Origin of the sequence: Cellulomonas sp., from assembly GCF_035634735.1 — a bacterium.
Lineage (GTDB): Bacteria > Actinomycetota > Actinomycetes > Actinomycetales > Cellulomonadaceae > Cellulomonas.
The window spans coordinates 71,707-98,677 of the sequence record NZ_DASQCJ010000002.1 but is presented as its reverse complement, the minus strand read 5'-3'; the positions used below and the strand labels follow the sequence as shown (position 1 = coordinate 98,677).

The 26,971-nt window shown below is 77.0% G+C and carries 25 protein-coding genes; 10 read left to right on the top strand and 15 right to left on the bottom strand.

Going from position 1 to position 26,971, the window contains the following annotated elements:
* On the top strand, positions 1-1,263 hold a 1,263-nt coding region (locus tag VER05_RS00585; protein ID WP_324843465.1), incomplete at its 5' end, for a gluconate:H+ symporter.
* A gap of 73 nt (positions 1,264-1,336) precedes the next feature.
* Here VER05_RS00585 and lipA read toward each other — a convergent pair.
* The 4 genes from lipA to VER05_RS00565 are packed head-to-tail and all read right to left on the bottom strand — an operon-like array spanning position 1,337 to position 5,022.
* Positions 1,337-2,320, bottom strand: a complete 984-nt coding sequence (lipA, locus tag VER05_RS00580; protein ID WP_414647525.1) for a lipoyl synthase — start codon at positions 2,318-2,320, stop codon at positions 1,337-1,339.
* Entirely contained in the window at positions 2,317-3,015 is a 699-nt protein-coding gene (gene lipB / locus VER05_RS00575; RefSeq protein ID WP_324843464.1) for a lipoyl(octanoyl) transferase LipB, read from the bottom strand. The genes lipA and lipB overlap by 4 nt, the downstream gene beginning before the upstream one ends.
* 37 nt (positions 3,016-3,052) lie before the next feature.
* Positions 3,053-4,666 carry an FAD-dependent oxidoreductase gene (locus tag VER05_RS00570; protein WP_324843463.1) on the bottom strand — a complete coding sequence of 538 codons (1,614 nt, stop codon included), beginning with the start codon at positions 4,664-4,666 and terminating at the stop codon, positions 3,053-3,055.
* Positions 4,667-4,692: 26 nt separating this feature from the next.
* Positions 4,693-5,022, bottom strand: a complete 330-nt coding sequence (locus VER05_RS00565) for a YtxH domain-containing protein (RefSeq protein WP_324843462.1) — start codon at positions 5,020-5,022, stop codon at positions 4,693-4,695.
* A gap of 141 nt (positions 5,023-5,163) precedes the next feature.
* Between VER05_RS00565 and VER05_RS00560 the strand changes: the two genes are divergently transcribed.
* Genes VER05_RS00560 through VER05_RS00535 form a run of 6 tightly spaced genes read left to right on the top strand, consistent with a single transcriptional unit; the run spans position 5,164 to position 9,318 of the window.
* Complete coding sequence (locus VER05_RS00560; protein ID WP_324843461.1) at positions 5,164-6,573, top strand: APC family permease; 1,410 nt, start codon at positions 5,164-5,166, stop codon at positions 6,571-6,573.
* A 4-nt stretch (positions 6,574-6,577) separates the two neighbouring features.
* Positions 6,578-7,345, top strand: coding sequence for a nucleotidyltransferase domain-containing protein (locus VER05_RS00555; protein ID WP_324843460.1), 768 nt, complete (start codon positions 6,578-6,580; stop codon positions 7,343-7,345).
* Complete coding sequence (locus VER05_RS00550) at positions 7,332-7,571, top strand: antitoxin (protein WP_324843459.1); 240 nt, start codon at positions 7,332-7,334, stop codon at positions 7,569-7,571. Before VER05_RS00555 ends, VER05_RS00550 begins: the two co-directional genes overlap by 14 nt.
* Positions 7,568-7,921, top strand: a complete 354-nt coding sequence (locus VER05_RS00545; RefSeq protein ID WP_324843458.1) for a type II toxin-antitoxin system PemK/MazF family toxin — start codon at positions 7,568-7,570, stop codon at positions 7,919-7,921. Before VER05_RS00550 ends, VER05_RS00545 begins: the two co-directional genes overlap by 4 nt.
* Before the next feature lie 42 nt (positions 7,922-7,963).
* Positions 7,964-8,782, top strand: coding sequence for a polyphosphate kinase 2 (gene ppk2, locus VER05_RS00540; RefSeq protein ID WP_324843457.1), 819 nt, complete (start codon positions 7,964-7,966; stop codon positions 8,780-8,782).
* Between the two features lie 38 nt (positions 8,783-8,820).
* Entirely contained in the window at positions 8,821-9,318 is a 498-nt protein-coding gene (locus VER05_RS00535) for a GNAT family N-acetyltransferase (RefSeq protein WP_324843456.1), read from the top strand.
* Between the two features lie 16 nt (positions 9,319-9,334).
* Here the strand turns inward: VER05_RS00535 and VER05_RS00530 are convergent, their stop codons facing one another.
* Positions 9,335-9,958: a sugar O-acetyltransferase gene (locus tag VER05_RS00530; protein WP_324843455.1), complete on the bottom strand. Its 624-nt coding sequence runs from the start codon at positions 9,956-9,958 to the stop codon at positions 9,335-9,337.
* A gap of 155 nt (positions 9,959-10,113) precedes the next feature.
* Between VER05_RS00530 and VER05_RS00525 the strand changes: the two genes are divergently transcribed.
* The 3 genes from VER05_RS00525 to VER05_RS00515 all read left to right on the top strand — a co-directional run bounded on the left by VER05_RS00525 (position 10,114) and on the right by VER05_RS00515 (position 14,031).
* Complete coding sequence (locus VER05_RS00525; RefSeq protein WP_324843454.1) at positions 10,114-10,587, top strand: ATP-binding protein; 474 nt, start codon at positions 10,114-10,116, stop codon at positions 10,585-10,587.
* 197 nt (positions 10,588-10,784) lie between these two features.
* Positions 10,785-13,214: a glycosyl hydrolase 53 family protein gene (locus VER05_RS00520; RefSeq protein WP_324843453.1), complete on the top strand. Its 2,430-nt coding sequence runs from the start codon at positions 10,785-10,787 to the stop codon at positions 13,212-13,214.
* Positions 13,215-13,449: 235 nt separating this feature from the next.
* Positions 13,450-14,031 (top strand): hypothetical protein, encoded by a 582-nt coding sequence (locus VER05_RS00515; protein WP_324843452.1) that lies wholly within the window; start codon positions 13,450-13,452, stop codon positions 14,029-14,031.
* A 58-nt stretch (positions 14,032-14,089) separates the two neighbouring features.
* Here VER05_RS00515 and VER05_RS00510 read toward each other — a convergent pair whose 3' ends face one another.
* From VER05_RS00510 to VER05_RS00465, 10 genes are all read right to left on the bottom strand, one after another.
* Complete coding sequence (locus VER05_RS00510; protein WP_324843451.1) at positions 14,090-15,736, bottom strand: ABC-F family ATP-binding cassette domain-containing protein; 1,647 nt, start codon at positions 15,734-15,736, stop codon at positions 14,090-14,092.
* A gap of 57 nt (positions 15,737-15,793) precedes the next feature.
* The gene (locus tag VER05_RS00505) at positions 15,794-16,156 is read right to left on the bottom strand and encodes a DUF3817 domain-containing protein (RefSeq protein ID WP_324843450.1); all 363 of its coding nucleotides are present in this window, start codon (positions 16,154-16,156) and stop codon (positions 15,794-15,796) included.
* A gap of 77 nt (positions 16,157-16,233) precedes the next feature.
* Positions 16,234-18,936: a multicopper oxidase domain-containing protein gene (locus tag VER05_RS00500; RefSeq protein ID WP_324843449.1), complete on the bottom strand. Its 2,703-nt coding sequence runs from the start codon at positions 18,934-18,936 to the stop codon at positions 16,234-16,236.
* Positions 18,933-20,195 carry a hypothetical protein gene (locus VER05_RS00495; RefSeq protein ID WP_324843448.1) on the bottom strand — a complete coding sequence of 421 codons (1,263 nt, stop codon included), beginning with the start codon at positions 20,193-20,195 and terminating at the stop codon, positions 18,933-18,935. The genes VER05_RS00500 and VER05_RS00495 overlap by 4 nt, the downstream gene beginning before the upstream one ends.
* A 14-nt stretch (positions 20,196-20,209) precedes the next feature.
* Positions 20,210-20,920 carry a helix-turn-helix transcriptional regulator gene (locus VER05_RS00490; RefSeq protein ID WP_324843447.1) on the bottom strand — a complete coding sequence of 237 codons (711 nt, stop codon included), beginning with the start codon at positions 20,918-20,920 and terminating at the stop codon, positions 20,210-20,212.
* Positions 20,921-20,976: 56 nt separating this feature from the next.
* Positions 20,977-21,705: a sirohydrochlorin chelatase gene (locus tag VER05_RS00485; RefSeq protein WP_324843446.1), complete on the bottom strand. Its 729-nt coding sequence runs from the start codon at positions 21,703-21,705 to the stop codon at positions 20,977-20,979.
* Entirely contained in the window at positions 21,702-23,009 is a 1,308-nt protein-coding gene (gene cobA, locus VER05_RS00480) for a uroporphyrinogen-III C-methyltransferase (protein WP_324843445.1), read from the bottom strand. Before cobA ends, VER05_RS00485 begins: the two co-directional genes overlap by 4 nt.
* Complete coding sequence (nirD, locus tag VER05_RS00475; RefSeq protein WP_324843444.1) at positions 23,006-23,359, bottom strand: nitrite reductase small subunit NirD; 354 nt, start codon at positions 23,357-23,359, stop codon at positions 23,006-23,008. The genes cobA and nirD overlap by 4 nt, the downstream gene beginning before the upstream one ends.
* Positions 23,356-25,947 carry a nitrite reductase large subunit NirB gene (nirB, locus tag VER05_RS00470; protein WP_324843443.1) on the bottom strand — a complete coding sequence of 864 codons (2,592 nt, stop codon included), beginning with the start codon at positions 25,945-25,947 and terminating at the stop codon, positions 23,356-23,358. Before nirB ends, nirD begins: the two co-directional genes overlap by 4 nt.
* A gap of 70 nt (positions 25,948-26,017) precedes the next feature.
* Complete coding sequence (locus VER05_RS00465; RefSeq protein ID WP_324843442.1) at positions 26,018-26,965, bottom strand: pseudouridine synthase; 948 nt, start codon at positions 26,963-26,965, stop codon at positions 26,018-26,020.
* Positions 26,966-26,971 lie beyond the last annotated feature (6 nt).

The following is a 26,971-nucleotide window of genomic DNA, read 5'->3' as shown; positions in this document are numbered from 1 at the left end:
CTGCACCCGTTCCTCGCGCTCATGCTCGGCGCCGGCGTGCTCGCCGTGGCCGCCGGCCTGCCCTACGTCGACGCCTTCACCTCGTTCACGAAGGGCCTCGGCGAGACCGTCGCCGGCGTCGGCATCCTCATCGCCCTCGGCGCGATCATCGGCAAGATGCTGATCGACTCCGGCGGAGCCGACCAGATCGTCGACTCGATCCTCGCGAGGACGCCGGTCCAACGGCTCCCGTGGGCCATGGCCTTCGCCGCGTTCATCATCGGCATCCCGCTGTTCTTCGAGGTCGGCGTCGTCCTGCTGATCCCGGTCGTCATGCTCGTCGCGCGCCGGTCCAAGGTGTCGATGATCGTCGTCGGCATCCCGGCCCTCGCCGGCCTGTCCGCCCTGCACGGCCTGGTGCCGCCGCACCCCGGCCCGCTGATCGCGATCGACGCCCTGGGCGCCGACCTCGGCCTGACCCTCGGCCTCGGCCTCCTGGTCGCGATCCCGACCGTCGCGGTCGCCGGCCCGCTGCTCGCGAAGCCGATGGCGCGCTGGGTCCCGCTCGACCCGCCGACCGAGATCCTCGGCGGCTCGGAGCGCGCGGACGACGCCCGCCGCCCGTCGTTCGCCACCGCGCTCACCGTCGTGCTGCTGCCGGTCGTCCTCATGCTGGCCCGCACGCTCGCCGAGACCGTCGGGTTCCAGGACTCGGGCGTCGGCCAGGTGCTCGACTTCGTGGGCACCCCGCTGGTCGCGCTGCTCATCACCGCGCTGGTGTCGCTCGTCCTGCTCGGCACCCGCCAGGGTCGCGACCGCAGCATGGTGAGCAAGCTCGTCGACTCCTCCTTCGCCCCGATCGCGAGCATCCTGCTCATCGTCGGCGCGGGCGGCGGCTTCAAGCAGACCCTGGTCGACTCCGGCGTCGGCGACGTCATCGCCAAGGGCCTCGCGAACGCGCCGATCTCCCCGCTGCTCGCGGCGTGGCTGGTCGCCGTGCTGATCCGCGTCGCCACCGGCTCCGCGACCGTCGCCACGGTCACCGCGGCCGGCATCGTCGCGCCCCTGGCCGAGGGCCTGTCCCCGACGCACGTCGCGCTGATGGTGCTGGCGATCGGCGCCGGCTCGGTGTTCCTCAGCCACGTGAACGACGCCGGGTTCTGGCTGGTCAAGGAGTACTTCAAGATGACGGTCGGCCAGACGTTCAAGACGTGGTCCCTCATGGAGTGCGTCCTGTCCGTCACGGCGCTGGTGGTGGTCCTGCTCCTGAGCCTGGTCATCTAGCGCCGCGCCACCCGCCCGCGAGCCCCCGCCGACCGAGGTCGACGGGGGCTCGCGCGCGTCCGGGGCCGAAGGGTCAGCGCACCGCCTGCGCCGGCAGCGCCGCCTCGGCCAGGTGCCGCAGGTGCGCCGGCACCTCCCGGCCGTGCGCCGCCATCGACCGGGCCCACAGCCGGCCCGCTCGGTAGGACGACCGGACGAGCGGCCCCGCGAGCACCCCGAGGAACCCGAGCTCCTCCGCCTCGTCCGCGATCTCGGCGAACTCGTCCGGGTGCACCCAGCGCGCGACGGGCAGGTGCCGCGGCGAGGGCCGCAGGTACTGCGTGACGGTGATGATGTCGGTGCCCGCGTCCCGCAGGTCGCGCAGCGCGCCCGACACCTCCGCCCGCTCCTCGCCCATGCCGAGGATGAGGTTCGACTTGGTGATCATCCCGGCCGCCCGGCCCCGGGTGAGCACGTCCAGCGACCGCTCGTACCGGAACGCCGGCCGGATCCGCCGGAAGAGGCGCGGCACCGTCTCGACGTTATGCGCGAACACCTCCGGCGCGGCGTCGAACACCTGCGCCAGGTGCTCCGGGCGCCCCGTGAAGTCCGGGACGAGGATCTCGACGCCGGTGCCCGCGGCCTGCCGGTGGATCTGGCGGATCGTCTCGGCGTACAGCCAGGCGCCCTCGTCGGGCAGGTCGTCGCGGGCGACGCCGGTGACGGTCGCGTACCGCAGGCCCATCCGCGCCACGGACTCCGCCACCCGCCGGGGCTCGTCGACGTCGTAGTCCGCGGGCCTCCCGGTGTCGATCTGGCAGAAGTCGCACCGCCGGGTGCACTGCGCGCCGCCGATGAGGAAGGTGGCCTCGCGGTCCTCCCAGCACTCGAAGATGTTGGGGCAGCCGGCCTCCTGGCAGACGGTGTGCAGCCCCTCGCCGCGCACCAGGTCCTGGAGCTGCCGGTACTCCGGGCCCATGCGGGCGCGGGTCCTGATCCACTCGGGCTTGCGCTCGATCGGGGTCTCCATGTTCCGGACCTCGAGCCGGAGCAGCCGCCGGCCGTCGGGCGCGGTCACGCGGCGGCCCCCGCGCCCGCGACGGCGACCGCGGCCGGGACGTCGGCGACGCCGGGCAGGGCCCCGGCGAGCGCCGCGACCACCGCCGGCAGCACGTCCCGCGGGGTGAGGGCGCGCCGCGCCTCGCGGCTCAGCGTCGTCACCCCCGCGTCGTCGATGCCGCACGGCACGATCCGGTCGTAGGGCGCGAGGTCGTTCGCGACGTTGAGCGCGAAGCCGTGCATCGTGACGCCCTCGGCGACCCGGACGCCGATCGCGGCGACCTTGGCGGCCGGCCCGTCGACGCCGGCCGCCGGCGGGACCCACACGCCCGACCGGCCCGCGACCCGCTCACCGCGCACCCCGTACCGGCCCGCGACCGCGATCAGCGCCTCCTCCAGCGCGCGGACGTAGGCCACGACGTCGACGGGCGTCCTCAGCCGCACGACCGGGTAGCCGACGAGCTGGCCGGGGCCGTGCCAGGTGATCTTCCCGCCGCGGTCGACGTCGACCACCGGGGTGCCGCCCGGGTCGGCCGGCAGCTCGTCGCGGCGCGTCCGGCGGCCGGCGGTGTAGACGGGCGCGTGCTGGCAGAGCAGCAGCGCCCCCGGCCGGTCCCCCGCGACGACCTCGGCGTGCAGGCGGCGCTGCAGGCGCCAGCCCTCGTGGAAGTCCAGCGGCGACCCGTCGAGCCCGTGCTCCAGGACGGCGATCATGCGCCCGACCGTAGCATTGTTGGACTGAGTCCAAGAATTACCTCGGGTCGACCGGCGCGAGCGGCTGCGTCGCCGGGCCCTCCAGGGGCGCGCCGTCCGGGGCGAACCGGCTGCCGTGCAGCGGGCAGTCCCAGGACCGCTCGACCTCGTTCCACGTCACCACGCCGCCGAGGTGCGTGCACACGCCGGACACCCGCCGCGTGACGCCGCCGACCGTGCAGACCGCCTCCGGCCGCGCGCCGGCCCGCTCGACCCCGCCCTGCCCCTCCGGCGGGTCGGCCCGGGTGCCGGCCGCCGGCCGCGGGGCCGTCCAGCCGCCCGCGAGCCACCGCGCCACGGAGCCGTTCAGCCGCGCCGCGTCCCCCAGCCCGCTGAGCTCGTGCCGGCCCCACGGCCGCCACGACTCCGCCCAGCGCGGCGCCCGGTCGTTGAGGATGTCGGCGGCCAGCACCAGCGCGGCGGCGACCGCGGTCGTCATCCCCCACTTCGCGTAGCCGGTGGCGACGTACAGCCGCGGGTCGAGCGGCAGCAGCCGGCCCACCAGCGGCAGCCCGTCGGTGGTCGCGTAGTCCTGCGCCGACCACACGTGGGTCAGCTCGGCGCCCGGGACGTGCGCGCGCGTCCACTCGACCAGTGCGCGCACCGACTCCCCGGTCCGCGGCCGCCGGCCGACCGGGTGACCGGCGCCGCCGACCAGCAGCAGGTCCGGCACGGCCGCCCCCACCGGCGTCGTCGGCTCGCCCGGCACCACCGGGCCCCGCACCAGCCCCGCCCCCGCGAGGGCCGGCACGGAGCGGATCGAGCGCGGGTCGGCGTCGACCGACAGCGCCATGCTGGTCGGCGGCGGCGCCGGCACCCGGAACGCGCACGCGTACGACCGGAGGGCGTGCAGCCGCGCGAACGTCCCGCCGCGGTCGAGGATCGGAGTGCCCGTCGCGAGCACCACCGCGTCCGCGGCGACGTCGCCCGCCGTGGTCCGGAGCACCGTGCGCCGGCTCAGCCCGCCGAGCTCGGCGCCGTGGTGCATCCCGAGCACCCGCACGCCCTCGGCGACCCGGCCGCCGCGCGCGACGACGTCCGCCGCGAGCGCGCCGAGCACGTCCAGCGGGTCGACCTGCGCCTGGTCCGCCAGGCCGATCGCGCCGGTCACCGGCAGCGGCAGGTCGGTGCGGCGCCGCCAGCCGACGGGGACCCCGGCGCGGCGGGCGGCCTCGAGCTCCGCCTCGACGCGGGCGCGCCCCTCGGCGGTCGTGGCGAAGGTGAGCGCCTCGCGCCGCTGGTACGGCACGTCGTGGTCGTCGAGGTAGCGCAGCAGCCAGTCCATGCCCTCGGCGCTGCCCTCGGCGTACGCCCGGACCACCCGGTCGTCGTGCCGCTCGGACAGCCGCGCGAGCCGGTCGCCCTGCAGCAGGCTGACCTTCGCCGTGCTGCGCCCGGTCGTGCCCGCGCCGACCGCCCGGGCCTCGAGGACGAGCACCCGGCAGCCGGCGCGGGTCAGCAGGAGGGCGGTGGTCAGCCCGGTCAGCCCGGCGCCGACCACGACCACGTCGGCGGGCTCGTCGCCCGGGTGCGGGACCGCCCCCGGCGCGCGGTGGTGCGGGTGGGACGCGGGCTCGCGCCGGTCCCACCACAGCGAGGTCCGGGCGACCACGACGCCCCCCCTGCCCCGGCCCCTGCTCAGGCCCCGGGCGGCGTGACCGGCGTCGTGGGCGTCGTCCCGGCCGGCGGCGTGCTGCGCGTCGCGCCCGTGGCCTCGGTGTCCTCGTCGGAGGTGCGCGACACGGCGCCCTTCACGGCGTCGACCGCCTTGTCCTTCAGCGCGGCGCCCTGCTCCTTGGCGAAGCCCGCGGCCTTCGACTCCAGGTCGTCGACCGTCGACTGCACCCGCGGGTCGTTCCAGGCGTCGGACGCCCAGCCCTTGATCTTCTCGAACTGCGCCCGGCCCGCGCGGGTCCCGATCACGTAGCCGACGCCGGCGCCGACCACGAATGCCAGCTTGCCCTTCATGCCTGACCTCCCGAGATGTCCTGGTGGTCCGATCGAGCGTAGGCGCGGGGGTCGCCGCGCGCCCGACGAGGGCCGCGGCGGCGCTCGACGCGCGCGCGTGCCCGCCCGGGAGCACAGTGGCCCGCGAGGGGGAGGTGGCCGATGGCGGAGTCCACGCAGGTGACCCAGGACCAGCAGCCCGCGCTCCAGCGGTCGATCGGGCGCACGGTCCTGCTGCTGTTCGTCGTCGGGGACATCCTCGGCGCCGGGATCTACGCGCTGACCGGCACGGTCGCGGCCGAGGTGGGCGGGGCGATCTGGCTGCCGTTCCTGCTCGCGTTCGTGCTGGCCGCGCTCACCGCGACCGCGTACGCGGAGCTGGTCGCGCGGTACCCGCGCGCCGCCGGCGCCGCGCTGTACGTGAACCGGGCGTTCCGCCGGCCGTTCCTCACGTTCCTGGTGGCGTTCGCCGTGATGATGTCCGGCATCACCAGCGCCTCGGCCGCCGCCCGGGCGTTCGGCGGCGACTACCTCGCGGAGCTGCTGCCGTTCGGCGTCCCGACCGTCGTCGCCGCGTGGGTGTTCCTCGGGCTCATCACGCTCGTGAACGTCCTGGGCGTCTCGGAGTCCGTGCGGGTCAACGTCGTGCTCACGCTGATCGAGGCGACCGGGCTGCTGGTGATCATCGGCATCGGCGTCGTCGCGCTGGTCCGCGGCGAGGGCGACCCGGGCCGCGCGCTGGAGCTGAACACGGAGGGCGCGGCCTGGATGGGCGTGCTGGGCGGCGCGGCGCTGGCGTTCTACGCGCTGCTCGGGTTCGAGGACTCGGTCAACCTGGCCGAGGAGGCGAAGCACCCGCGGCGCGACTACCCGCGGGCGCTGTTCGGCGGCCTCGCCATCGCCGGCGCCATCTACCTGGCCGTCGCGTTCACCGCGTCGATGCTGGTCGAGACGGACGTGCTGGTCGGCTCCACGGGGCCGCTGCTCGAGGTGGTGAAGGTCGCGGGGCTGGTCTTCCCCGCCTGGCTGTTCGCGCTGATCGCCCTGCTCGCGGTCATGAACACCGCGCTGATCAACATGATGATGGCGTCCCGCCTGGTCTACGGGATGGCGCGGGAGCGGATCATCCCCGCGCTGTTCGGGCGGGTGCAGGCGCGGCGCCGGACCCCGGTCGTCGCGATCGCGTTCACCGTGGTGCTCGCGCTGACGCTCACGGCGACCGGCGACCTCGGGGACCTCGCGGACACGACCGTGCTGCTCCTGCTGCTGGTGTTCGCGGTGGTGAACGTGGCGGTGCTGGTGCTGCGGCGCCGGCCGGCCTCGGGCCCCGACTCCGACGGCGGCGAGGTCGAGAAGGTCGAGGGCGACTCCGCGCGGTCGTTCCGGGCGCCGACCTGGGCGCCGGTGGTCGGCGCGGTGGTGTCGCTGGTGCTGGCGTCGCCGCTCACCGGGCGGGAGGGGTCGGTGTACCTGCGGGCCGCGGTGCTGCTGGCGATCGGGGTGGTGCTGTACGTGGTGAACCGGCTGGTGGTGGGGAGGGTCGACGCGGACGACTCCGCGCTGGCAGGCTGACCGCGTGGACGACGACGCCTTCCTCGACCACGTCGCGGACACCCTCGCCGCCCTGCCCGGCGTCGAGGCCGTCTCCCTCGGCGGGTCCCGGGCGCACGGCACGCACCGGCCCGACAGCGACTGGGACCTGGCGATCTACTACCGCGGCGCGTTCGACCCGCAGCACCTGCGCGACGTCGGGTGGGACGGCCACGTGTTCGAGGTCGGCGGCTGGGGCGGCGGCGTGTTCAACGGCGGGGCGTGGCTGACGGTCGAGGGCCGGCGGGTCGACGTGCACTACCGGGACCTCGACGTCGTGGAGCGGGAGGTCGACCGGGCCGAGCGCGGGGAGTTCGACATCGAGCCGCTGCTGTTCCACCTCGCCGGGTTCCCCACGTACGTCGTGGTCGCCGAGCTGGCCGGGCACCGGGTGCTGCGCGGCGCGCTCCCCCGGCCGGGGTTCCCCGCCGCCCTGCGCCGGACGGCCCCCGAGGTGTGGGGCGCGCGGGCCGACTTCACGCTCGACGGCGCCGAGCAGCACGCGCGCGCCGGGCGGGTGGCGCAGTGCGCGGGGCTGATCGCGGTGGCGGTGACGCAGCGGGCGCACGCGGTGCTCGCGGGGCGCGGGGAGTGGGCGACGAACGAGAAGCGGCTGCTGGACCGGGCGGGGCTGCGCGGGGTCGACGACCTCGTGCTCGGGCTGACGCCGGAGCCGGAGGCGCTGCTGGCCGCGGTGGCGGCGGCGCGAGGGCTGGGCGACGACCGGTATGATCACCAGTATGAGTCTGAGTGAGCGCGTGACCGTCACGGTTCCCGTGCCCGACCTCGACTTCCTCCGGGAGTACGAGCGCTCGCACGGCCTGGCCTCTCGGTCCGCCGCATTCCACGCCGCCATCGCCGCGCTCCGGGAGAAGGAGCTCGAGAGCCAGTACCTCGAAGCCGACGAGGAGTGGTACGCCTCCGACGACGCGGCGGCCTGGGATCAGACCTCCGGTGACGGACTCGGTGGCACCGGGTGAGGCGCGGCGAGATCTGGACCGTCGACCTCGATCCCGTCATCGGGCACGAGGCGACCAAGCGAGCCCGGCCCGCGATCATCGTCTCGGGCGACGGCCGCAACAAGGCGTCCGAGCGCTCGGGACGCGGGGTCATCACGGTCGTCCCGCTGACCTCGAACACCGCGCGCGTCCTGGCGTTCCAGGTGCTCGTCCCCGCCGACCGGCGCAACGGCCTCACGTCCGACTCGAAGGCACAGGCCGAGCAGATCCGCGCGGTCGACCTGTCACGGTTCGGCGAGCGGCTGGGGACGCTCGCGCCGGAGCAGGTCGCCGCCCTCGACGAGGCCCTGCTGATCCACCTCGCCCTGTAGTCCCCCTCCCCCTCGGGCTGGTCACGGGCGTACGGTCCGGGGATGACGACGCCGAAGGTGCCCAAGGACGTGTACGAGGCCGAGCTGTTCCGCCTGCAGTCCGAGCTCGTCACCCTGCAGGAGTGGGTGCGCTCGACCGGGACCCGGGTGGCCGTGGTGTTCGAGGGCCGCGACGCGGCCGGCAAGGGCGGCACGATCAAGCGGATCTCCGAGTACCTCAGCCCCCGCGTCGCGCGCATCGCCGCGCTGCCGGCTCCCACGGAGCGCGAGCGCACCGAGTGGTACTTCCAGCGGTACGCGACGCACCTGCCCGCGGGCGGGGAGATCGTCCTGTTCGACCGGTCCTGGTACAACCGCGCGGGCGTCGAGAAGGTCATGGGGTTCTGCACCCCCGAGGAGCACGCCCGGTTCCTGCAGCAGGCCCCGGTGTTCGAGCGGATGCTCATCGACGACGGCATCCTGCTGCGGAAGTACTGGTTCTCGGTGTCCGACAAGGAGCAGCTGCGCCGGTTCCGGTCCCGGCTGGACGACCCGGTCCGGCGGTGGAAGCTGAGCCCGATGGACCTGGAGTCGATCGCGCGCTGGGAGGACTACTCGCGGGCCAAGGACGAGATGTTCGCGCACACCGACACCCCGGACAGCCCCTGGTACGTCGTCGAGTCCGACATCAAGCGGAACGCGCGGCTCAACATGATCGCCCACCTGCTGTCGACGATCCCGTACCGGGAGGTGAAGCAGCAGAAGGTGAAGCTGCCCAAGCGGCCGCCGGCCGACGACTACGAGCGCCCCCCGCGCGAGCTGTTCACGTCCGTCCCGGACCACGCCGCCCGGCTCGCGGGGGACCCGGAGGCGGACGCCTGACGCGCGCCGGGGCGGGCCGGGAGTACCGTCACGCCCCGATGACCACGACCCCCGCGGCCCCGCCCGCCATCGCCCCCGATGACCCCCGCGCCGCCGACGTGCACGCGCTGCTCACCCGGCACCTGGAGCTCATGCACGCGCAGAGCGACCCGGAGGACGTGCACGCGCTCGACGTGGACGCGCTGACCGCGCCGCACATCACGTTCGTCAGCGCGCGGGACGGCTCCGACGGGACGCTGCTCGGCGTCGGGGCGCTCGCGGAGATCGCGCCCGGGCACGGCCAGATCAAGTCGATGCACACCGCCGAGGCGGCCCGGCGCCGGGGCGTGGCCGGCTCGATGCTCGCGCACCTGGTGGGCCTCGCCGTCGACCGCGGGCACGCGCGGCTCAGCCTGGAGACCGGCAGCGACGAGCACTTCGCCGCGGCCCGCGCCCTGTACGCCCGCGCCGGCTTCGTGGCGTGCCCGCCGTTCGCGGACTACGAGCCGAGCGACGCCTCCACGTTCATGACGCTGGACCTGGCCGCCGGGCGCTGACCCAGCGGCCGGGGCCTCAGGCCAGGTCGCGCGGCGGCCGGTAGCGGAACTCGAGGTCCGCGTCGGTGATCTCCCGGAGCACCCGCGCCGGGACGCCCGCGACGACCGTGCGCGGCGGCACGTTCCCCGTGACGACCGCGCCCGCGCCGACGACCGACCCCTCGCCCACCGTGACGCCCGGCAGGATCGTCGCGCCGGCGCCGATCCACACGTCGTCCTCGATCCGGACCGGCGCGGAGAACTGCGTCCCGTCCCGGCGCAGGTCCGGGTGCACCGGGTGGCCGGTCGTGATGACGGTGACGTTCGGGGCGAACATGACCCGGCTGCCGACGTGCACCTCGACGTCGTCCACCAGCGTCAGGCCGACGTTGACGTACACGTCGTCGCCCAGGTGCACGCGGTTGCCGTACATGGCGCGCAGCGGCGGCTCGACCCAGACGCGCTCGCCCACCGAGCCGAGCAGCTCCCGCAGCAGCTTCTGCCGGCCCTCGTGGTCCCGCGGGTGCGAGGCGTTGAACTCGTGGACCAGCTCCTTGCCGCGGGTCCGCTCCTCCTCCAGCTGCTCCAGCCCGGGCCCGTAGTCGGTGTACGGCTCGTGCTCGGCCATGCGGCGGCGCACCTCGCGCTCGCGGTCGTCCATCGCCACCCCTTCGTCGGCGTCGGGGACCCGCGTGCCGGGCGCCCCGGGCCATCCTGCCCTGCGCGCGGGCGGGGCCGCGCCCTCCGGTGGCGGGGCCGAGAAGGGCCACCTAACGTCGAATCCGGTCCCGACCCGCACCGACCATGGAGGACACCGTGGCGCACCCCGCAGACGAGGCGGCCGCGCGGCCGCAGGAGGACGCCGGCATCGCGTCGTCGCGTCCCCCCGAGAGGTTCCGGCCCGTGCGGTCGTGGAGCCTCGACTCGGTGACCGACCTGTCGCGGGTGCGCCGCGAGCTGCTCGAGGAGATCACCGCGCCGCACGCCGCCCCGCAGGACGTCCTCGGCCGGGTCCCCGAGAACATGGTGCTCGTCGCGTCCGAGCTCGCCACGAACGCGCTCCAGCACGGCCGGCCGCCGACCGTGCTGTCGCTGCTCGCGGACGACCTCGACTACCTCCTGGACGTGTGCGACGCCGACCTGGAGACCACGCCGGTGATCGCCGGCGAGCGGCCCTCCGGCGCCGGCGGCTTCGGCCTGCTGATCGCGCACCGGCTGTCGCAGGAGGTCGGCTGGTACACCACCGACGAGACCAAGCACGTCTGGGCGACCTTCCCCGCCCAGCGCTGACCTCGCGCCCCGGGCCGGCCGGACGGTGGCCGCCTCGGGGCGCTTTCGCGGTGCTGGACTGTGCACGATCACAGTCCTTCGCCCGCAGATGACGCAGTCCGCGCCCCAATTCCCGCACAGTCCTGGTCTCCTCGGACTGTGATCGTTTACAGTCGCCGCACCCCGCGAACGACGACGATCACGGAGAGGGACCGCCCGTGCACGCACTCCCCCGAGGCACCGGACGGCTGGCGGCGCTCGCCGCCGTGGCCGCGCTGCTGACCACCGCCCCGCCGGCCGCCGCGGCCGCGCCCGACGACGGACCGGTGGACGCCGGCATCGTCGTGGCGAAGGTCGACGGCCTGGCCGACGACTTCATCACCGGCGTCGACGTGTCGTCCGTGCTGTCCCAAGAGGCCAGCGGGGTGGTGTACCGCGACGCGTCCGGGCAGCCCGCCGACCTGTTCGAGGTGCTCGCCGACTCCGGCGTGAACTACGTGCGGGTCCGGGTGTGGAACGACCCGTACGACACGCAGGGCCGGGGCTACGGCGGCGGCACGGTCGACGTCGCGCGCGCCGTCCAGATCGGTGAGCGGGCCACCGCGCACGGCCTGCGGGTGCTCGTCGACTTCCACTACTCCGACTTCTGGGCCGACCCGGCCAAGCAGCACGCGCCGAAGGCGTGGGAGGGGCTGCCGGTCGCGGACAAGGCCGCCGCGCTGCACGACTGGACCGCGGCGGCGCTGACCGAGTTCCGCGACGCGGGCGTCGACGTCGGCATGGTGCAGGTCGGCAACGAGACCAACAACGCGGTCGCCGGCGTCTCCGGCTGGGACGGCATGGCGCAGCTGTTCTCCGCCGGCAGCTCCGCGGTGCGCGCCGTGCTGCCGGACGCGCTGGTCGCGGTGCACCTCACCAACCCCGAGACGGCCGGCCGGTACGCCACCGCCGCCGCGGCGCTGGACGCCCGGGGCGTGGACTACGACGTGTTCGCGAGCTCGTACTACCCGTACTGGCACGGCACGCTCGGCAACCTCACCTCGGTGCTGAAGCAGGTCGCCGACGACTACGGCAAGCAGGTCATGGTCGCCGAGACCTCGTGGGCCCGGACGCTGGACGACGGCGACGGACACCCGAACGTCATCACCGCCGACACCACCACGCACCAGTACCCGATCTCGGTGCAGGGCCAGGCCACGGCGGTGCGGGACGTCGTCGCCGCGGTCGCGGCGGTCGGGGACGCGGGCATCGGCGTCTTCTACTGGGAGCCGGCGTGGACGCCGGTCGGCCCGCCCGCCGCGCTCGACGCCAACAAGGCGCTCTGGGAGGCGCACGGCTCGGGCTGGGCGTCCTCGTACGCCGGCGAGTACGACCCCGACGACGCCGGGCAGTACTACGGCGGCTCGGCGTGGGACAACCAGGCGCTGTTCGCCGACGACGGCACGGCGCTCGAGTCCCTGCGGGTGTTCTCCTACGTGCGCACCGGCGCGACCGCGCCGCGCGCGGTGTCGTCGGTCGAGCAGGTCCGCGTCACGGTGACCGACGGCTCCCCGGTGGTCCTGCCGGCGACGGTGCAGGTCACGTACAACGACGGGTCGGTCGAGGCCCAGGCGGTGACCTGGGACGCCGCGGCGCTGGCGGCGGTCGACGGGCCAGGGACGTACCCGGTGCCCGGGACGACGGCGGCCGGCATCGCCGCGACGGCCACGGTCGTGGTCGAGGCCGTGAACCACGTGCGGAACCCCGGCTTCGAGGACCCCGACACGTCGATGTGGGCGCTGACCGGGTCGGGCGCGCAGATCACCGCGACCGGGGACGCCGCCGCGGGCGCGCGGGCGCTGTCGTTCTGGGACGGCGCCGCGTTCAGGTTCGCGCTCTCCCAGCAGGTGACCGGGCTCGAGCCCGGGACCTACACGCTGACGGCCACCGCGCAGGGCGGCGGCACGTCGGCCGGAGACCAGGTGCTGCTCGGCGCGACGACGTCCGCGAGGTCGGCCTCGGCGCCGTTCGCGCTCACCGGGTGGAAGGCGTGGTCGACGCCGTCGGTGCCGCTGACCGTCGGGGCGGACGGGGTGGCGACCGTGTCGGTCACGGCGACGCTGTCCGGCGGCGCGTGGGGCACGGTCGACGAGGTGCGGCTGGTGCGGGACGCCGGGCAGCCGGTGGACCCGGGGACGCCGCCGACGCCCGGCACGCCGGTCGATCCCGGCACGACGCCGGCCCCGGGCACCGGGACGCCGGTCGCGCCCACGGTCACCGTCAGCGACCGCACGCTCCGCCCCGGCGACCCGGTCACGGTGACCGCGCACGGCCTGACGGTCGGCGAGGTCGAGATCGGCGTCGCCAGCACCTACCGCGCGCTCGCCCGGGCCGCGGTCACGGACGGCTCGGTCACCGCGACGGTCACGCTGCCGACCGACCTGGCCCCGGGCGTGCACCACGTCCAGGTCCGGTCGCTCGACGGCGCGGTGCTCGCCCAGGTGCGGATCGTGGTGCTGGGCGACGGCGCGCTGGCGGCCACGGGCGCCGACCCCGCGGGGGCGGCGCTGCTGTCGGCCCTGCTGCTCGCGGCCGGCGGGGCGCTGGTGCTGGCGCGCCGGCACCGCGCCCGCGCGGCCCGGGTGGGGCGGGCGGCGCGCGCCACCTGACGGGACCCTCCCCCGATTCTCGCGCCGTACCCCTCTCGATCAGGGGGGCGGCGCGAGAATCGGGGAAGACCCAGGACCCGGGGTGGAGTCGCGCCCGGGCGGACGAGCGCGTCGACGACGCGGCGCGCACGGGCACGGGGCACGGGGCACGGGGCACGGGGCACGGGGCGCACGCTCAGCAACCGCACAGCGGGGACCGGCGCGGTGCACGGGATCGGGCGCGAGGGTCGTGGCCATGACCGAGAACTCCGACACCACCCGCACCCCGGCCGAGCCCGCGCCCCCGGCGGCGACCACCACGCCCGGCCCGGCGGCCACCCCGACCACCGCGTCGGCGGGCACCCCGGGTGCCGCCGCGTCCCCCGCGGCCACGACCCCCACGGCCACGACCCAGGCGTACCCCGCCGCCCCGTACCCAGCGCCCGGCCCGCCCGCCGGCGCCACCCCGTCCCCCGCGCCCGGGCAGGACGCGGCGGCGGACGCGCCTCCGGCGCCCGCACCCGCGAAGCCGCGCCGCCGCCTCGGCCGCCGCGCGGTCGCCGCGCTCGTGCTCGCGGGCGTGCTGCTCGTCGGCGGCGGGGGCGGCTTCGCGATCGGCCGGGCCACCGCGCCCGACCCGACCTTCCCGACGTTCGAGGGCGGCGGCCCCGGCGGCCAGCTGCCCGGCGGCGGCAGCGGCGACGGCGAGATGCCGCAGCCGCCGTCGGACCGCCAGGGCGGCGGCTCCGCGGACGGGACCGACCAGGGGTCGGGCGGCGCCGACTCCGGCACGACCGACGACGGCTCGTCGGCGACCGACTCGTCCGCGACGACCTGACGACGGCGCGCGGCGCCTGCGCCGGCCCCGCCGGCACCCGCGTCGGCCCCGCCCCGCCTCAGTCCGCGGTGACCTCCGTGACGCGGCCGTCCTCGACGTGCCACCGGCGCGTCAGCCGCACGCTGTCGAGCATCCGGCGGTCGTGGGTCACCAGCAGCACCGTGCCGTCGAACGACTCCAGCGCCTGCTCCAGCTGCTCGATCGCCGGCAGGTCGAGGTGGTTGGTCGGCTCGTCGAGGACCAGCAGGTTGACCCCGCGGGCCTGGAGCAGGGCGAGGGCCGCGCGGGTCCGCTCGCCCGGCGACAGCGACGCCGCGGCCCGGTGGACGTGGTGGCCGCCCAGGCCGAACTTGGCCAGCAGCGTCCGCACGTCCGCCGTGGTCCAGTCCGGGACCTCCCGGGAGAACGCGTCGGCGAGCGGGGCGTCGCCCTCGAACGCGGCCCGCGCCTGGTCCACCTCGCCGACGAGCACGCCGGAGCCGAGGTCGACCCGGCCCTCGTCGGGCGCGAGCCGGCCGAGCAGCAGCGCGAGCAGCGTCGTCTTGCCGGCGCCGTTCGGGCCGGTGACGGCCACCCGGTCCTGCCAGTCGAGCTGGACGTCGACCGGGCCGAGGGTGAAGCCGCCCCGGCGGACGACGGCGGCCCGGGCGGCCGCCACGACGGCGCCGGACCGGGGGGCGGCGGCGATGCTCATCTGGAGCTGCCACTCCTTGCGCGGCTCCGCGACCACCTCCAGCCGCTCCATCAGCCGCTCCGTCTGCCGGGCCTTGGCCGCCTGCTTCTCGGAGGCGTCCGCGCGGAACTTGCGGCCGATCTTGTCGTTGTCGGACGCCTTGCGCCGGGCGTTCTTCACGCCCTTGTCCATCCACGCGCGCTGCATCCGGGCGCGGGCGGACAGCGCGTCGCGGCGGGCGGCGTAGTCCTCGTAGGCCTCGCGCGCCTGGCGCCGGGCGGTCGACCGCTCCTCCAGGTACGCGTCGTACGAGCCGCCGTACACGGCCACCCGCTGCAGGCTGCGGTCGATCTCCACGACGGACGTGACCGTGCGGCTGAGGAACTCGCGGTCGTGGCTCACGACCACCACCGGCGCGGTCGACCGGTCGACGAAGTCCTCCAGCAGCGCGAGCCCCTCCAGGTCGAGGTCGTTGGTCGGCTCGTCCAGCAGGTACAGGTCGTACCGGGACAGCAGCAGCGCCGCCAGGCCGACCCGCGCCGCCTGGCCGCCCGACAGCGCGGTCATCGGCAGGTCCGGGTCGACGTCGAGGCCGAGGTCGGCGAGCACCGAGCCCGTGCGGGCCTCCAGGTCCGCGCCGCCCAGCCCCATCCACCGCTCCAGGGCCTCGGCGAACTCGTCGTCCGCCCCCGGCTCGCCGGCGCCCAGCCGCTCCGCCGCGGCATCCATCGCCGCCTGCGCGGGGCCGACGCCGGTGCGCCGCTCCAGGTGCGCGCGCACGGACTCGTCCGCCCGGCGCTCGATCTCCTGGGCGAGGTAGCCGAGCTGCGCGGCCGGCGGGGACACCGCCACGGCGCCGTCGTCGGGCGCGCGGGTCCCGGCGAGGATCCGCAGCAGGGTCGACTTCCCCGCCCCGTTCGGGCCGACCAGCCCGACGACGTCGCCCGGCGCGACCACCAGGTCGACGCCGGAGAACAGCTCGCGGTCGCCGAACGCGGCCCCCACGCCCTTGGCCTGCACGGTCGCGCTCATGGCCCCATTGTCGGGCCTGCCCGTCCCCGGCTCACCCGCGTTCCGCCCGGGCGGGGGTCAGCGGTCGGCCGGCTCGCCCTCCGGCGCGGGCCGGGCCCCGCGGTCCGCCGGCGCCTCCAGGCGGCCCGTCCGGTGCAGCCAGCGCTCGGCGAGCAGGGTGAACATCGGCGGCACCGAGGCCGCGAGCGCCACCAGCGTCGGCCACCAGCCCCAGCGCAGCCGGATGCCGGCGACGACCGTGAGCGCCGCGTAGGCGAGGAACACGAGGCCGTGCGCCTGCCCGAACACCTGCACGCCGACCTCGGTCGTCTTCGTGACGTACTTGAGGAACATGCCGACGAGCAGCCCGGCCCAGGTCGCGGCCTCGAGGAACGCGGCGATCCGGAACGCCTGGGCGTCCGGGTGGGTGACTCGCTTCATGCGGCGGTGCTCCTGCGGCGGATCGTCGACGGGACGGCACGACGGTAACCCGGCGCGCGCCCCGCGGCGGACCCGGGTCAGGGGGCCGCCGCGACCTCGAACACCCCGCGGGCCCCGCGCTCGGCGTCGGTCATGACGTGCGAGACGAACGGGTAGTGGCCCGCCTCGGGGAACGTGAGCTCCACGAAGCCGCCCTCCGCGGGTTGCAGGGCGAGCACCTGCGCGCCCCCGGTGCCGGTGCTGCCGCCGTCCCGCAGCGTCCAGTCGCCCTCCCGGAACACGGAGTCGAACTGCCCGCCGACGACGTGGAACGCGCTCGCCCGGGACGGCCCGGCGTCGAGCACCCAGACCCGCACCCGCTCGCCGACGGCCGCGGGCAGCGGCTCGTGCCGGTACTGGTCGGCGACGCCGTTGAACACGACGAGGTCCGCGGCGCCGTCGAGGAGCTTCTGCTCGTCCGCCGTGCCGCCCTGCGGCCCGAGGTACAGCTCCGACTGCACCAGCACGTACTGCCGGTCCACCTCGGGCAGCCCCGCGGGCTCGATCACGACCGCGCCGGCCATGCCGTTCGCGATGTGCAGGCTCATCGGCATGGTCGAGCAGTGGTACATCCAGATGCCCGAGCGCGTGGCGGTGAACGTGTACGTCAGCGTCTCGCCCGGCGCGATCGTGCGCATGACGTCGTCGGGCGCGAGCGAGCCCGCGTGGAAGTCGACCGAGTGGCCGATGCTGCCGTCGTTCACCAGCGTGATCTCGAAGGTGTCGCCGACCCGGCCGTGCAGCACCGGCCCGGGGGCGGTGCCGCCGAACGTCCACACCGTCTGGACGACGCCCGGCGCGACCTCCTGCTCCTGCTCCTGGACGCGCAGCGTGACGCGGCGGGTCGTCGGGCCCGTCTCCGGCAACGGCGGCAGCACCGCGTCGCGCGCGCCCGCCGCGGTGCCCGCGGTGCCCGACAGGTCGACGTCCTCGGCCGCGGACGGCGCGCCGTCGCCGGTCCCGCCGTGGCCCATCGCGGCGTGGTCGGTCGCGCCGGCACCCTCGTCGGCGCCGCCGGCCCCGTCGGTGCCGTCCGCCGCCGCGGCGCCGCCGGTCACGACCACGTCCAGCGTCATCCCCATCAGCCGGTGCCCGGCGACCGAGCACCACCCGTCGAGGTCCGCCCCGACCACGCCCGCGTCGACGTCCGCCGACTCGCCGGGGCCCAGCCGGCCGGACGTCGCCCCGTTCGCGAGCACCAGGTCGTGCACCGCCGCGTCGGCGTTGGTCACCCGGATCACCAGCCGGTCGCCCGCGGGCACCTCGACCCGGTCGGGCACGAACCGCATGTCCTGCGCCTCGACGTCGACGGTGGTGGTGCGGCCGGTGGCGGCGACGGGCGCGCCGTCCCCCGCGGCGGCGACGACGCCGGAGGTGAGCCCCGCCGCGGCCGGGTCCAGCCCGACGCCGAGCACCACGACCCCGAGCAGCCCCGCGACCGCCACGCCCGCGGCGCCGCGGCGGCGCGCCCCCGCGACCGGGTCGGCCGGACCGCCCGCGGCGTCGCGGCGCGCGGGCGCGGGCAGCGGCGCCACCCCCGGCACCGCGTCCGCGCGCAGCCGGCGCGCGGTCAGCACCGCCCGCGCCGCGAGCACCAGGAACGCGACCAGCGCGCCCAGGCCGACGACCGACACCCCGACGCGGACCAGGCTCGGCGCGGGGGCGAGGAACAGCGCGAGCGCGCCGTTGAGCAGCACGACCCGCGCCTCCGCCGCGCGGTTCAGCAGGCCCGACGTCTCCCGCGACACCGCCGGGCCGCCGCCGAGCACCACCGGCAGCAGCTGGGACAGCGACCCGACCAGCACCTGCGCGGCGAACCCGACGACCAGCGCGGGCGTCAGCGCCGACACCCCGGCCGCGGCCGCCTCCCACGACGGCGCGGCGACCACCCGGACCCCGAGCGCCACCGTCGACCCGACCCACCAGGCCACCGCCGCGGCGAGCGAGAGCACCGCGAACGTCCCGGCCCGGGCCCCGCGCACCAGCCGGGCGAGCGGCACCGCGAGCAGCCCGATCCCGGCGACCACCACCGCGGCACCGAGCCCGGCCGCGGCCGGCACGCCCGCGAGCGCCCCCGCCGCGAGCACGAGCACCCCGGCCACCAGCACCGGCAGCGCCCGCCGGGCGGCGCGCTCGGTCGGGTCGTCGATCCGGACGTGCAGCACCGTCGGCCACAGCACGACGAGCGTGCCCGCCACCGTGACGCCGATCCAGCCGAGCACCGACAGCGCCACGTGCGCGACGGCGAGCCGCCCGTGCAGCTCCGGGCCGACCGGGAACCGCGCCATCAGCACCCCGCACGCGACGCCGGGCACCAGCAGCGCACCCGCCGCGACGTAGTACCGCGCGAGGTGGCCGAACCGGGTCGGCAGCCCGCCGCGGCTCTGCCGCGCGATCCGCACCGCCTGGTCCACGGCGGCGCCGGCCACCAGCGCCCCGCCGAGCACGACGGCGGGGGTCCACCGCCCGACGACCCCCGCCACCACGAGCAGCGCCCCGCCGGTGTGCACGGCGAGCCGGACCAGCAGGGCGCGGCGCGGCGCCGCGCGGCGGATCAGCGTGTCGGCGAAGTGCTGGCTCCAGACGAGGATCGCGGTGCTCGCCGCGCCCAGCAGCAGCAGGTGCACCATCAGCCAGCCGGACGCGGGCGCCCAGCGGTGCGCGAGCGCGACCGCGGCCGCCGCGACGCCCCACGCGAGCACGAGGACGTGCGCGCGCAGGTGCCAGTCCGCGCGCCTCACGACGCCGCCCCCGCGGGCGTCGTGAGGGACGCGGGCGCTCCGGCGGACGCGGGCGCCCCGGCGGACGCGGGCGCTCCGGCGGACGTGCCGGGCGGGCCGACGGCCACGCGCGGCGCGGGCGAGGCGGGCGGCGCGGACGCACCCGCCGGCGGCCGGCCGGTTCCCGCCGGGCGCCCCCGCCGCGCCGGGCCGAGCAGCGTGCTCCCGGCGGCGACCGCCAGGAACGACAGCAGCGCCACCACGTTCCCGACGCCGCCGGCCCGGACCGCCCACACCTGCCCGTGCGCGTCGCCGACCAGCAGCCGCAGCGCGAGCGTGGCGTGCAGCAGCACCAGCGGCGCGTACATCACCGGCCGGTACGGCAGCGGCCGCCGCAGCACCGCGGGCAGCACCACCGGGGCGTGCGCCATCAGCATCGACACCACGAACCCGAGGAACACCGCGTGCAGCACCGCGTCGTACGCCGGCCCGGCGAGCACCCGCCCGGCGGCGAGCCAGATCGCGCCCGCGACGGCCAGCCACGCGTACCCGCCGAGCATCGCCGCCGCCATGAACCGCGGCAGCCCGGCCGCCCGGACCGTCCGGCGCGCCACGTCGTGCCGCACCAGCACCGCGACCAGGACGAGCAGCACGGCGCCCAGCGCCACGTGGGCCGGCCCGGGCCAGAGCAGCCCGGCGACGGCCGCGGCCCACCAGGCGACCGCGCAGCCCAGCACCGCGTCCTCCGCCCGGCGCGGGAGACCGCCGACCCGGCCGAGCTCGAGGCGCTCGCCGGCGACGGTCAGCACCAGGAACCCCGCGAGCGCCGGCGCGAGGTACGGCACCGGGACGCCGCGCGCCCACAGCCCGGCGGCGACGACCGCCAGCCCGGCACCGAGCGCCTGCACCGCCAGGGCGGTCGACGGCTGCCGGCGCCACACGACGGCGTAGACCGCGCACAGGCCGACCGTCCCCGCGACCAGGGCCACCGCCCCGGCGACCACCGGCGCGGGGCTGAGCAGCAGCAGCGCGCCCGCCGCGAGGCAGCCCGGCGCGAGCAGGGCGCGGCGGCCGCCCACGGCGACCGCCCGCTCCAGCGCGACGACGGTGCCGACGAAGCCGAGCACCATCAGGGGCCCGTGCACCTGCTCGAGGCGGGCGGAGCGCACGGGCGCCGACAGGCCGAGCAGCAGCAGCGCGCCGTCGAGGCCCGCGAGCACCGCCACCCCGGCCGGCACGAGGACCGTGAGCCGGAGGCCGACGCGCGGAGGGTTATGCACGGTGTCGAGCGTATTTATCCCGGGAGGGGTGCGGCCTCGGACGTAGGTCCCGGTGCGGGGGCGGTCCCGGCGAGCCGGAGGACGCAGTAGCCCGGCCCGGCGAACGGCACGATGCCGGCCGCCCGCACCGGCCCGCCGACCCGCGCGAGCACGCCGCGGGCCAGCCCGAGGTGCACACCGCAGACGACCTCGGTGCGCTCGTGCGCCAGGTCGAGCACCGGGCAGCGCCGCAGCCGCACCTCGGCGCCGCGGAGCTCGGGGTCGAAGCCGAGCCGGGCGAAGTGCTCGCGAAGCGCGGCGAGCTGCCGGTCGCCCGCGTCCGCCGGCGCCCCGCCCGGCCCCGCGGCCGCGAGCTCCGCCGCCAGCCCCTCGGCCGCCCGCTCCGCCTCCGCGCCGGGCTCCGCGATCGGCCGGCCGTACCCCGCGAGCAGCACTCGGCTCAGCTGGTCGCGCAGCCAGGGCTCCCCGTCCGGCTCCGCCGGGCCGCGCGCGGCGTACAGCGTCCGCGGCCGGCCCCGGGTCGCGCGCGCCTCGGCGGTCCGGGACGCCAGGCCAGCGGCGACGAGGACCTCCAGGTGCTCGCGCGTGGTGTTCACGTGCAGCCCGACCCGCTCGGCGACCCGCTCGACCGCCAGGGCCGCGCCCTCCGCCCGGAGCACGGCGAGGATCGCGGTGCGGCTCGGGGAGGACAGGGCCCGGTGCCGGGTCGCGGCGTCGACGGTCACCCCGCCATCCTGCTCCCCTCCGGCCGCCCCGCGGGCCCCCGCGATCGCCACGGCCGTCAGCGCAGCGCCGCGTCGTACCGGTCGAGCACGATCCGGGCCAGGTCCGGGTGCGGCGCGAGCGGTGCCGTCACGACGTCCGCGCCCGCCGCCTCCAGCGCGCCGTGGAAGTGCCCGGGCGCCAGCAGGTACGACGCGACGACCACCCGCCGGGCGCCCGCGGCCCGCGCGTCGGCGACCGCCGTGGCGACGTCCGGGCGCGCCGCGGCGCCGTAGCCCACCGTGACCGGCCCCGGCCAGCGCGCGCGGAGCGCGTCCAGCACCGCCCCGACGGCGACCACCGCCGCCGGGTCGCTGGAGCCGGCGGCCGCCAGCACCACGGCGTCGGCCGCCGTCGCGCCCGCCTCGACCAGGCGGTCGACGAGCACCCCGGCCAGCCGGTCGTCGGGCCCGAGCGGCTCGGCGGCCACGGCGGGCCGGCCGGCGACCGCGGCGCCGATGTCGTGCCGGACGTGCACGCCGGTGGACAGCAGCAGCGGCGTGACGACGGCGGCGACGCCGCCCGCCGCCGGCCCGCCCGCCGCCGGCGCCGCGGCCCGGACCGCGTCCCCCACCGCGTCCCGCACCGCGTCCCCCACCGCGGGCTCCTGCACGTCGACGAACGCCTCGCGCACGTCCAGCCCCGGCCGCAGCCGCCGCACGTCCTCGACCAGCGCGCGCACCACCGCCCGCCCCGCGGCGCTCCGCGTCCCGTGCGCGCAGGCCACCAGCACCGGCGCCCCGGTCACGCCGGCACCAGCCCGGCCCCGGCCGGTGCGGTCGCCGCGGCCGTCCGCCGCGCCGGCACCGCGTGCGCCGCTCCGGGGTGCCCAGGCTCGAGGAACCCCTCGCGCGCCACCTCCCCGACCACGACCACCGCCGGGGACCCGACGCCCTCCTCGGCGCACCGCGCGGCCACCTCCCAGAGCGGCCCGCGCACCACCCGCTCGCCGGGCAGCGTCGCCGCGTGCACCACGGCGACCGGCGTCTCGGGGTCGACCCCGGCGGCCAGCGCCTGCGCGGTCAGCCGGCCCAGCCCCGCCATGCCCATGAGCACCACCGCGGTGACCCCCGGCGCCCGCAGCGCCGCGAGGTCGACCTCGGTCAGCGCGCCGTGCCCGTTGACGACGTGCACCCGGTCGGCCGTGCCGCGGTGCGTCACCGGGATCCCGGCCGCCTCCGCCGCCGCGACCGCGGAGGTCACGCCGGGCACCACCCGCACCGGGACGCCCGCCGCGCGGCACGCCAGCACCTCCTCGCCGCCGCGGCCGAACAGGAACGGGTCCCCGCCCTTGAGCCGCACGACCCGGCGGCCCAGGCGCGCCTGCGCCACGAGCACCGCGTTAATCTCCTCCTGCGCCACCTGGTGCACGCCGGGCGCCTTGCCGACGGCGATCACCTCGACGTCGTCCCGCAGGTCGGCCAGTACGGCGGTCGGGCCGAGCCGGTCCGTGACCACGACGTCGGCCTGCGCCAGCAGCGCGCGGGACCGCACCGTCATCAGCGCCGGGTCGCCGGTGCCGCCGCCGACCAGGGCGACCTCGCCCGGCAGCAGCAGGTCCGGCCCGCCGGACGCCGGCCGGGACGGGCGCAGGTCGGCGCGGCCGTGCAGCAGCTCGGCCGCCACGTGGTCCCGGACGGCCGCCGCCCGCGCCGGGTCGGGCCGGCCCGCCGACAGCACCCCCACCTGCACGCCTGCCGCCGTGACGGTCGCCGGGGTGCGCGCGGTGCCGCGGTCGGCGTCCGCCGCGACGACGCAGAACACCCGCCGCTCCTCCGCCCAGCCCGCGGCCGCGCCGTCGACGACCGGGTCGCCGGTGCACGCGTGCACGAGCCACACGTCCGCGAGGTCCGCCTCCGCGACGGGGCGCCGGTGCACGGTCAGCCGGCCGGCGCCCGCGAGCGCCACCAGGTCGTCGACCACGTCCGGCGCGACCACCCGCACGTCGGCCCCGGCGTCCACCGCGGCCCGGGCCCGGCGCGCCGCCACCGGCCCGCCGCCGGCCACCAGCACCGCGCGACCGGCCAGGTCGAGGCCCAGGAGCAGGCTCACGGGGCCACCGCCACGCGCACCTCGTCGCCGACCAGCCGCACCGGGTAGGTGCGCAGGTCCACGGGCTCCTTGCCGACCGGGTCCAGGCAGGCGCCGGTCGCCAGGTCCCACACCTGCTTGAACATCGGCGAGGTCACCGTGGGCGCCCCGCCGACGTCCCCGACGATGCCGCGGCTCAGCACGTTCGCCCCGGAGTACGGGTCGCGCTGCTGCACCGCGAGCAGCCGGTCGTCGGCCAGCCGGAACACCGCGATCCGGTGCTCGCCGACCAGGGCGCCGGCGCCGCGCTCGGGCAGCAGGTCGTCCAGCCGGCAGACGCGGACCTCGTCCGCCACGACGTCGCTGGTCACAGCGGGGCCTCCTCGAGGGTGCGGGCGACGCGCAGGTCGTGGTGGCCGTGCTCGCCGGGTCGGGCCGGGCGCGCCTGGCCCCGCTGCGGCACGTAGGCCAGGTCGGGGTCGGCGGCGTCGGGGTCGTTCAGGTAGGGGGTGAACCTGCGCAGCTTCTCCGGGTCGTCGAGGGTGGCGCGCCACTCGTCGACGTACCCGGACACGTGCCGCTCGACCTCCGCGTCGAGCTCCGCGCCGATGCCGAGCGAGTCCTCGACCAGCACGCGGCGCAGCTCCTCGAGCCCGCCCGGGTAGGCCGCCACCCAGGGCGCGGTGCGCTGCAGCCGGTCCGCGCTGCGCACGTACAGGGCGAGGAACCGGTCGACCACCTGGACCAGCCGGTCGTCGTCCAGGTCCTCGGCCAGCAGGTCGGCGTGCCGGGGCGTGAATCCGCCGTTGCCGCCGACGTACACGTTCCAGCCCTTCTCGGTCGCGATGACGCCGACGTCCTTGCCGCGCGCCTCGGCGCACTCCCGGGCGCAGCCGGACACGCCGACCTTGAACTTGTGCGGCGACCGCAGGCCCCGGTACCGGAGCTCCAGGCGGACCGCCATGCTCGCGGAGTCCTGCACGCCGAACCGGCACCACGCCTGGCCGACGCACGTCTTCACCGCGCGCAGCGACTTGCCGTAGGCCTGGCCGGACTCGAACCCGGCGTCGACCAGCCGCCGCCAGATCGCCGGGAGCTGGTCCTGGCGGGCGCCGAACATCGCGATCCGCTGCGCGCCCGTGACCCGGGTGAACAGGCCGAAGTCGCGGGCGACCTCCGCCAGCACGAGCAGCCGCTCGGGCGTGACCTCGCCGCCGGGCATCCGCGGGACCACCGAGTACGTGCCGTCCTTCTGCAGGTTCGCCAGCAGGTGGTCGTTGGTGTCCTGCAGCGGCGCCTGGTCCGGCTGCAGCACGTGCCCGATGCCGAGCGAGGACAGGATCGACGCGACGACCGGGCGGCAGACCGCGCAGCCGCGGCCCGTGCCGTGCGCCGCCACCACCTCGGTGAACGTGCGCAGCCCCTCGGCCCGGACCAGCGCGTAGAGCTCGGCGCGGGACATCGCGAAGTGCTCGCACATCGCCGAGGACACCGCGATGCCGGCCTGCTCCAGCGTGCGGTTCACGACCGTGGTCAGCAGCGGCACGCAGGAGCCGCAGACGGTGCCGGCCCGGGTGCACGTCTTGACCTCGGCGACGCTGGTGCAGCCGTGCTCGGTGACCGCCGCCCGCACCGTCCCGGCCGACACGTTCGAGCAGGAGCACAGCACCACGTCGTCCGGCACGTCGGTCTGCACCGGCGCCCCGCCGCCCTGCGGGGCGAGGAACGCCGACGGGTCGGCGCCGAGCGGGCGGCCGAGCATCGGGCGCAGCGACGAGTACAGCTCGATGTCCCCGACGAACACGCCACCGAGCAGCACCCGGGCGTCGTCCGACACGACGAGCTTGCGGTACGTCTTCGCGACCGGGTCGGCGAACGTCACCTCGAGCGCGCCGGGCGCGAGCGCCAGCACGTCCCCGAAGCTGGCCGCGTCGACCCCGACGCCCTTGAGCTTCGTCCCGTCGGCGGCCTTGCTGTACCCCTTCACGCCGCCGCACAGCTGGTCGACGACGACGTCGGCCATCGCGTTGCCCGGCGCGACCAGGCCCGCGCACTCGCCCTCGTAGGAGGCGCACTCGCCGATCGCCCACACCGCCGGGTCGGAGGTGCGGCAGGCGGGCCCGACCACGACGCCGCCGCGCTCGGCGACCACGAGGCCCGCCGCCCGCGCCAGGCCGTCGCGGGGCCGGATGCCGGTCGAGTAGACGACGACGTCCGCCGGCACCGTCTCGCCGGTCGAGAGCTCCAGGCCCGCGACCCGGCCGTCCTCCCCGGCGACCACCCGGGTCGCGGCGGCGGAGGTCCGCACGTCCATCCCGAGGTCCGTCACCAGGACGCGCAGCGCCTCGCCGCCGCCCGCGTCGAGCTGCACGGCCATCAGCCGGTCGGCGAACTCCACGACGGTCGGCGCGACGTCCAGGGTCTGCAGCGCCGCGGCGGCCTCGAGCCCCAGCACCCCGCCGCCGACGACGGCGCCCCGCAGCGGGCGGCCCAGCGCGGCGGCCCGGTCGGCGACCCAGGCCCGCAGGTCCGTGACGTCGCCGAGCGTCCGGTAGCAGAGCACCCCCGGCAGGTCGACGCCCTCGGTGCGCGGGACCCAGGCCCGGGACCCGGTGGCCAGCACGAGCGCGTCGTACGGCTCGACCCGGCCGGCGCCGGTGGTCACGGTCTGCGCGGCGAGGTCGAGGGCGACCACGGGGTCCCCGGTCACCAGGTCGACCCGCGGGTCCGCCCACACCCCCGGCGCGAGCGCCAGGTCCCCGTCGGCCCGGCCGGCGAACACCTCCGACAGGTGCACCCGGTCGTACGGCAGGTGCGGCTCCTCGCCGATCACGGTCAGGTGCCAGTCCCCGGCGTCGGCGCGCGCGGCGAGCTGCTCCGCGAACCGGTGCGCGACCATCCCGCCGCCCACGACCACCACACGTCCCGGACCCGTGCGGCCCGTCCCCTCGCTGCGCATGCGGCAAGTTTTCGACGGATCAGCCCGTGACTATTGGGCCGAACGACCCAGGGCGGGGTCTTTCCGCAGGTCAGCCGCCGGTGACCCGGTTCTCGACCTCCGGCGCCAGCGGCAGCCGCCGGACGCTGGCGAACCGCCGCTCGGTTCCGTCCACCGGGTCGGCGAACCCGATCTCCGCCGCCAGCAGCTGCAGGGGCGTGCCGAAGTCGTCGACCGCCACGTCCCGCACCACCGGGTAGAGCGGGTCCCCGACGATCGGGATGCCGAGCCCGAGCAGGTGCAGCCGCAGCTGGTGCGTCTGCCCGGTGCGCGGGCTGAGGCGGTAGACCCCGAGGCCGTCGGGCCCGGTGGACTCCAGCTCCACCCGGGTCTCCGCGTTCACCGGCGCGCCCGGCACCACCTCCGCCTGCCACACGCCCCGCTCCTTGCGGATGTGGTTCCGCACGTCGACGGGCAGGTCCAGGTCGGCCCGCACCGGCGCGAGCGCCCGGTAGGTCTTGCGCACCTCCCGCCGCTCGAACACGGTCTGGTACGCCCCGCGCCAGCGCTGCTCGGTCGCGAGCATCAGCAGCCCCGAGGTCACCCGGTCCAGCCGGTGCAGCGGCGACAGCTCGGGCAGCCCGAGCTCGGCGCGCAGCCGGACCACCACGCTCTGCAGCACGTGCCGGCCCCGCGGGATCGACGACAGGAACGGCGGCTTGTCGACCACGACGAGCCGCTCGTCCCGGTGCACCACGTGGATCGCGCCGGGCACCTCGGGCTCGTCGCGCAGGTCGCGGTGGAACCAGACGAACCGGTGCGGCCCGTACGGGTCGTCGGCGCGGACGGGGCGGCCGTCCTCGGCGACGAACCGACCGTCCGCGAGCATCGCGGCCACGTCGACCTGCTCCGGCAGCCGGTCGCGGAGCCAGGCGCCCATCGTGGTCCAGGAGACCGGCCGCGCGCGGTCCCGGTCCGGGGTGCGCAGCCACGCGGCGGCCAGGCCGTGGCGCGGCGGCAGCGGGGAGCGAGGGGGCACCGGCCG

What these genes read in the sequence shown, in the direction of transcription:
- nirB (WP_324843443.1), bottom strand. Translation starts at nt 25,947, where the DNA reads ATGCGCAGCGAGGGGACGGGCCGCACGGGTCCGGGACGTGTGGTGGTC.
- VER05_RS00535 (WP_324843456.1), top strand. Translation starts at nt 8,821, where the DNA reads ATGACCACGACCCCCGCGGCCCCGCCCGCCATCGCCCCCGATGACCCC.
- VER05_RS00510 (WP_324843451.1), bottom strand. Translation starts at nt 15,736, where the DNA reads ATGAGCGCGACCGTGCAGGCCAAGGGCGTGGGGGCCGCGTTCGGCGAC.
- VER05_RS00565 (WP_324843462.1), bottom strand. Translation starts at nt 5,022, where the DNA reads ATGAAGGGCAAGCTGGCATTCGTGGTCGGCGCCGGCGTCGGCTACGTG.
- VER05_RS00530 (WP_324843455.1), bottom strand. Translation starts at nt 9,958, where the DNA reads ATGGACGACCGCGAGCGCGAGGTGCGCCGCCGCATGGCCGAGCACGAG.
- lipB (WP_324843464.1), bottom strand. Translation starts at nt 3,015, where the DNA reads ATGATCGCCGTCCTGGAGCACGGGCTCGACGGGTCGCCGCTGGACTTC.
- VER05_RS00505 (WP_324843450.1), bottom strand. Translation starts at nt 16,156, where the DNA reads ATGAAGCGAGTCACCCACCCGGACGCCCAGGCGTTCCGGATCGCCGCG.
- VER05_RS00560 (WP_324843461.1), top strand. Translation starts at nt 5,164, where the DNA reads ATGGCGGAGTCCACGCAGGTGACCCAGGACCAGCAGCCCGCGCTCCAG.
- VER05_RS00550 (WP_324843459.1), top strand. Translation starts at nt 7,332, where the DNA reads ATGAGTCTGAGTGAGCGCGTGACCGTCACGGTTCCCGTGCCCGACCTC.
- VER05_RS00515 (WP_324843452.1), top strand. Translation starts at nt 13,450, where the DNA reads ATGACCGAGAACTCCGACACCACCCGCACCCCGGCCGAGCCCGCGCCC.
- ppk2 (WP_324843457.1), top strand. Translation starts at nt 7,964, where the DNA reads ATGACGACGCCGAAGGTGCCCAAGGACGTGTACGAGGCCGAGCTGTTC.